Consider the following 5,418-nt stretch of genomic DNA (forward strand, 5'->3'; position numbering starts at 1 on the left):
TCTCTACTTAATTCTAATATTTTTTTGATGGGTCAATTTAGAGTATAATAGTGGGTCAAGTGACTTTATATTTTCCAAGAACGCCCTTTACCGCGTGACACCAGACTATTCCATTTCAATGCTGCACGAATGGAGAAAAGACGGCACAAACATCCGTTACCTCGCGGAAGCCACACCGGACACGGCAGACTATATAAACGGACTACTGCGTATGCACGCTGTGGATGAAATCATACTATACACCGTTCCTTTCATATCCGGAAGCGGACGACATTTTTTTAAGTCGGCTCTGCCAGAGCAACACTGGACGCTTTCCTCTTTGAAAAGTTTTCCCAACGGTGTATGCCGCATTATCTACATCCTTGATAAAAAAGCAAGATAGCCAAAATGTGCGGCAAGCATACATTTTTATTTTCAAGAATAGAATAAATGTTCTGATTACAAACAATTTAAGTCGGAGATAATTTGTCCCTGTGAAAAAATATTGAATTTTATACCACTGAAATACAACACTTTGTAAAATTGAGCGTTGGATTTTTTGTTTTCTGCCGCGTTTTTTGCCAATTATATTCATGTGCGCATACCGAAAACAGAGTGTAAAATTTCAAAATTGACAGGACATGAATTATTTTTTATTGGCGGAAACCGAGTTCTTCCGCCGGATAAACGAAGCCGGAGACTGCAATATGGAAAAAGCATACACGGCTTTCGCCACCCAAGTAATAGAACTGTGCAACGGCGGCATGGACATGAACCTTACCGTCATCGCGCTTGCCTACATCGAAATCGAGTTGCAGCACCATCCGGTGCGTAATCTGTCAGAAGAAAGAAGAGAGATTGCCGCCTACGTCAGCAAGGCTCTGTCTTTCGTAAGAAAGATGCAGAAATTCCTTGCCACGCCCCAAGTGCCACCACTAATATCCGCCAACAACGCAACAGAAACCACCGCCAGCCTTCTTTGGACGGGCAACGCCATCGACCTCGTGGAACTTATCTACGGCATAGACGAGATGGGCTGTATCAACAACGGCAATATGCCGCTAAAACAGCTCGCCCCGATTCTCTACAAGATATTCGGTATTGAGTCGAAGGATTGCTACCGCTTCTATACCGACATCAAACGTCGGAAAAACGAAAGCCGTACCTATTTCCTCGACAAGATGCAGGAGAAACTGAACGAGAGAATGCTGCGCGATGAAGAGCTGGAACGTATGAGAAGATAAAATCAGGTATAAGCGGGAGAATGGTATCATGCTGTTCTCCCGTTTGAGTAAAATCTATACGAAAAAGGGCGTTTTCGGCGCGCTATTGCCCCGAATTTCAGCGAAAAACGCTATCTTTGTACAATTGTTACGAATTGAATATGAACATAGACAACCTCGATATAGTAAAACAACTGATAGCCGAAAAGGAAAACGGGCAGGTGGAGTTCAAGGAAACCACCGGGCAGTTGGAGCGCGGCATGGAAACGCTCTGCGCTTTCCTTAACAGCGAAGGTGGCACGGTGTTGTTCGGTGTGACCGACAAAGGAAAGATCATCGGGCAGGAAGTGAGCGACAAGACGAAGCGTGATATTGCGGAAGCCATCCGGCGTTTTGAACCATTTGCCACACTCGAAGTTTCGTATATCAGTATCCAAAATACAGACAAGAGTGTGATAGCCTTGTCTGCGGACAGCCAACGTTATATGCGTCCGTTCTCCTATAAGGGACGGGCTTATCTTCGATTGGAGAGCGTGACATCCTCCATGCCGCAAGACGTATATAACCAACTGCTTATGCAGCGAGGTGGGAAATACGCTTGGGAGGCGATGACGAATCCCGACATCAAAGTTACTGACCTTGATGAACATGCCATTATGGGAGCGGTACGTGGAGGCATCCGGTGCGGTCGCCTACCCGAAGCCACCATAAGGGAGGATTTGCCGACCATACTCGAAAAATTCAACCTGTTACATGACGGAAAACTGAATAATGCTTCCGCAGTCTTGTTCGGTCGTGATTTTTACTTCTATCCCCAGTGCCTGCTTCGGTTGGCGCGTTTCAAAGGAACTACAAAAGACGAGTTTATAGACAATCAGCGTACCACTGGCAATATCTACACACTGCTGGACACTGCAATGTCGTTCTTTTTCAAGCATCTTTCCCTTTCGGGCAAAGTTGAAGGCTTGTATCGGGAGGAAGAGCTTGAGATTCCTTACAAGGCATTGAGGGAATGCTGCACAAATGCCCTTTGCCACCGCTCATACCACCGTCCCGGCAGTTCGGTAGGAATTGCCATCTATGATGACCGTGTGGAGATTGAGAACAGTGGAACTTTTCCGCCGGATATAACAATGGAAAAGTTATTGAGCGGGCATAATTCAGAACCTCAAAACCTGATTATTGCGAATGTTCTGTATAAAAGCGAGGTTCTGGAAAGCTGGGGACGAGGCATCGGGCTTATGATAAGCGAATGCCGGCGTGTCGGCATTCCCGATCCGGAGTTTCATACAGATGGAAATAGTGTATGGGTTATTTTCCGCTATACCCGAAAAACTGTGGGGCACGACCCGACAATTACCCGACAGTTACCCCACAGTCACCCCACAGTTACCCCACAGGTGGAAAAGGTGTTGTCTGCAATCGGCACACAGACACTTTCAACCAAAGAGATTATGTGTGTGATAGGATTAAAGGACAAAAGTAATTTTTTAGAACTATATCTGTATCCAGCCATAAGGCAGAATTTGGTAGAGCCTATTTACCCGGAAAATCCGAAACATCCCCGGCAGAAATATCGTCTTACCGATAAAGGAAAAGAACTGTTGATATAATAACGGGGTATGGTGGCGAAAAAGAAGAAACAACAGGGGCATTACTGTCGGATTTGTAGCGAGTACAAAGCCAACGAGCAATTCAGCGGCAAAGGACACTCGCGGCATATCTGCAAGGAATGCCGGTCGCTTCCCGATGATGTGAAGGCGGACATGGTGCGCTGTAACGAGGTGGAACGAGCCGTTTTCAAATGCCCGATGAGCCGTCAGGACTGGGAACTGCTGGAAAAATATGCCAAGAAGTACAAGGACAAGGAATCCGGGCAGTTCGCGCAGGATATGTTGGACATGAAACGGGGCAATCAGACACCGGACGAGGATATGGAAGAGGATGATGTTTTAATAGAAGGCATCTATGAAGAGGAAACCATACCATTTGCCGAACTGGAGGATGACATCCGTTATCAGTTGGAAGAATTGTTGGCGGACAACATCAACGAGTTCATGATACACAAGAATTACATTCCCGAAGGCAAGGAACTGAAAGACATCAACGAATGGGTCATGAAAGAAACCCGTGACACCTTTTTTATAAAGGTTATTCCCGATGCCGCTTATGACAGTCTGGTGGAAGAAACGATCAACAGGCTTGTGAAGGAATGGAAAGAGGACGGATTTGAGATAAAGACCTATTCCGCATCGCTGGTCGTCATGGAAACGGAACGGCTGCTTATCCGCAGGATAACCCGTAAGGATATGGACGCACTCCTTGCCATAATGGGAAAGCCGGAAGTCATGTACGCTTGGGAACACGGCTTTACCAAAAAGGACGTGCGCAAATGGATAAACAGGCAACTCATCCGATACCGCAAGGACGGGTTCGGATATTTTGCCGTCATACTGAAAGAAAGCGGCGCATTGATAGGACAAGCCGGTCTGATGAATAGTACCCTAAACGGGAACGAGACTGTCGAGCTTGGCTATATACTCGATAACACATACTGGCATAACGGTTACGGTACGGAAGCCGCCCGCGCGTGTTTGGAATACGCCTTTGGAGAGCTGGAACTGAAAACTGTCTGTTGCAGTATCCGACCGGAAAACGTGGCATCCATCCGTGTGGTTGAAAGGCTGGGAATGACCTTGTGCGACAACCATACAATAATATACAACGAAAAAGAAATGCCGCATCAGATATATGTGGCAACCAATAGTAAATCCTATATCTTATAAGCGAAATCACTCAACAATGAAAACAAATAATATTAATTTATTTTGCGATATAGTTACTCAAAGGTCAGGAGAACATTCTTGCGCTATAAATATTTTGTTGCAACAACAATTATATGGGCAGGTAATATCTATTCTGCGTCAAGAATTAGATTCTATGGTAAGAGTTATGTTTTTGTTGTCAATTAGCGACTTAAACCTTAGAGAGCATTTTATAAACCAAACTTTGGAGGGAATAAAATGGTCTTATCCCAATACAAAGAAAGTCGTGACCGATAAACAAATGGTGGATTTAGCTGATAAATTTTATGGCTGGCCTTTTTTTGTTTATAAATTAGGATGCGCTTTTATTCATCTTTCAGCAATGGTATATTATAAAAACAGTAATCCATTTTTGCTTTTATCTGTTTCAGAAAGAAATGACATCACAAGGTTTTTACATCAATATCATAGTTTCCCGTTAGAGTTGGAATTGAATTTGGAAAATATCATCCCATATCTTGATAAAGTATTTAATAAAGTTTCAAGTAACTTAGCATGTTACATTGAAGATTTACGTCAAAATAAACTTTTGGAGGAATATTAAAATAAGGGAGGATTTTAGCTATCCTCCCTTATTTTAATAGGTTACTTCTGCTGCAACAGATGCTTCAGGTTGTCATCGCCCGCGATGCGCTCCAATTCCTCCTGAACAATCTGCTTCACCTCCTCCTTGATGCGCCGGTAATTTGCCTGCACCGTTTCCTTCATGCGGTCGTTGCCGTCTGCGTCAGTGAAATCGGTAATAACGGGGATTTTCTTGTAGGCACTTTCCTCCCGTTTTACCTTATCGGCATCCACCACAATCTCGCAGTGGAAAATCTTCTGTTCGATACGCTCGTTGAAGTTGTCGGACACCGAACCGACAAACATTCCCTGCGTCAAACCGGAAATCTTGCTGGGCGGGATAAGCGCGTCCATCTGCGTGTTAATGGAGGTGGAAACATCCTGCCGGTTGATGGAGATAGACTGCCGTTTCTGCAACACCTTACCGAATCGTTCCGATAGTGTCTTTGCCGTTTCACCTACCACCTGCCCGGAGAAAATGTTACCGACCGTATTCATCACCACTTTCGCCTCCTTATCACCGTAGTCGCGCACCAGCTGGCTGAAATCCTGAAATCCCAGACACACGGCAACCTTGTTGCTTCGGGCGGTAGCTATAAGATTGTCCAACCCTTTGAAATATATCGTCGGCAGCTCGTCTATGATGACCGACGACTTCAGCATCCCCTTCTTATTGATGAGCTTCACGATGCGGGAGTTATACAATCCGAGAGCCGCCCCGTAGATATTCTGACGGTCGGGATTGTTGCCTGGAAAATATAAAGTCACTTGACCCACTATTATAAAAATCACCTGACCCACCTTTATAACCGAAACTGACCCACTTA

At 45.0% G+C, this 5,418-nt stretch carries 4 protein-coding genes and 2 pseudogenes; 5 read left to right on the forward strand and 1 reads right to left on the reverse strand.

Annotated elements, in window-relative coordinates; genetic code table 11:
- Positions 1-76: 76 nt before the first annotated feature.
- The 5 genes and pseudogenes from I2I33_RS20040 to I2I33_RS20060 all read left to right on the forward strand — a co-directional run.
- Positions 77-382 (forward strand): annotated as a pseudogene (locus tag I2I33_RS20040) (dihydrofolate reductase family protein); the annotation flags it as partial.
- Positions 383-620: 238 nt separating this feature from the next.
- Positions 621-1,223 (forward strand): RteC domain-containing protein, encoded by a 603-nt coding sequence (locus I2I33_RS20045; protein ID WP_002560994.1) that lies wholly within the window; start codon positions 621-623, stop codon positions 1,221-1,223.
- A gap of 140 nt (positions 1,224-1,363) precedes the next feature.
- Positions 1,364-2,815 (forward strand): ATP-binding protein, encoded by a 1,452-nt coding sequence (locus I2I33_RS20050; RefSeq protein ID WP_002560993.1) that lies wholly within the window; start codon positions 1,364-1,366, stop codon positions 2,813-2,815.
- Between the two features lie 9 nt (positions 2,816-2,824).
- Positions 2,825-3,988, forward strand: coding sequence for a GNAT family N-acetyltransferase (locus tag I2I33_RS20055; protein ID WP_002560992.1), 1,164 nt, complete (start codon positions 2,825-2,827; stop codon positions 3,986-3,988).
- 16 nt (positions 3,989-4,004) lie between these two features.
- Positions 4,005-4,571, forward strand: coding sequence for a hypothetical protein (locus I2I33_RS20060; RefSeq protein WP_002560991.1), 567 nt, complete (start codon positions 4,005-4,007; stop codon positions 4,569-4,571).
- Between the two features lie 41 nt (positions 4,572-4,612).
- Here the strand turns inward: I2I33_RS20060 and I2I33_RS20065 are convergent.
- Positions 4,613-5,341: pseudogene (locus I2I33_RS20065) on the reverse strand (TraM recognition domain-containing protein); the annotation flags it as partial.
- Positions 5,342-5,418: the final 77 nt, after the last annotated feature.

The sequence above is a fragment of the Butyricimonas sp. BSD2780061689_150309_C8 genome, from assembly GCF_015560935.1.
GTDB lineage: Bacteria > Bacteroidota > Bacteroidia > Bacteroidales > Marinifilaceae > Butyricimonas > Butyricimonas paravirosa.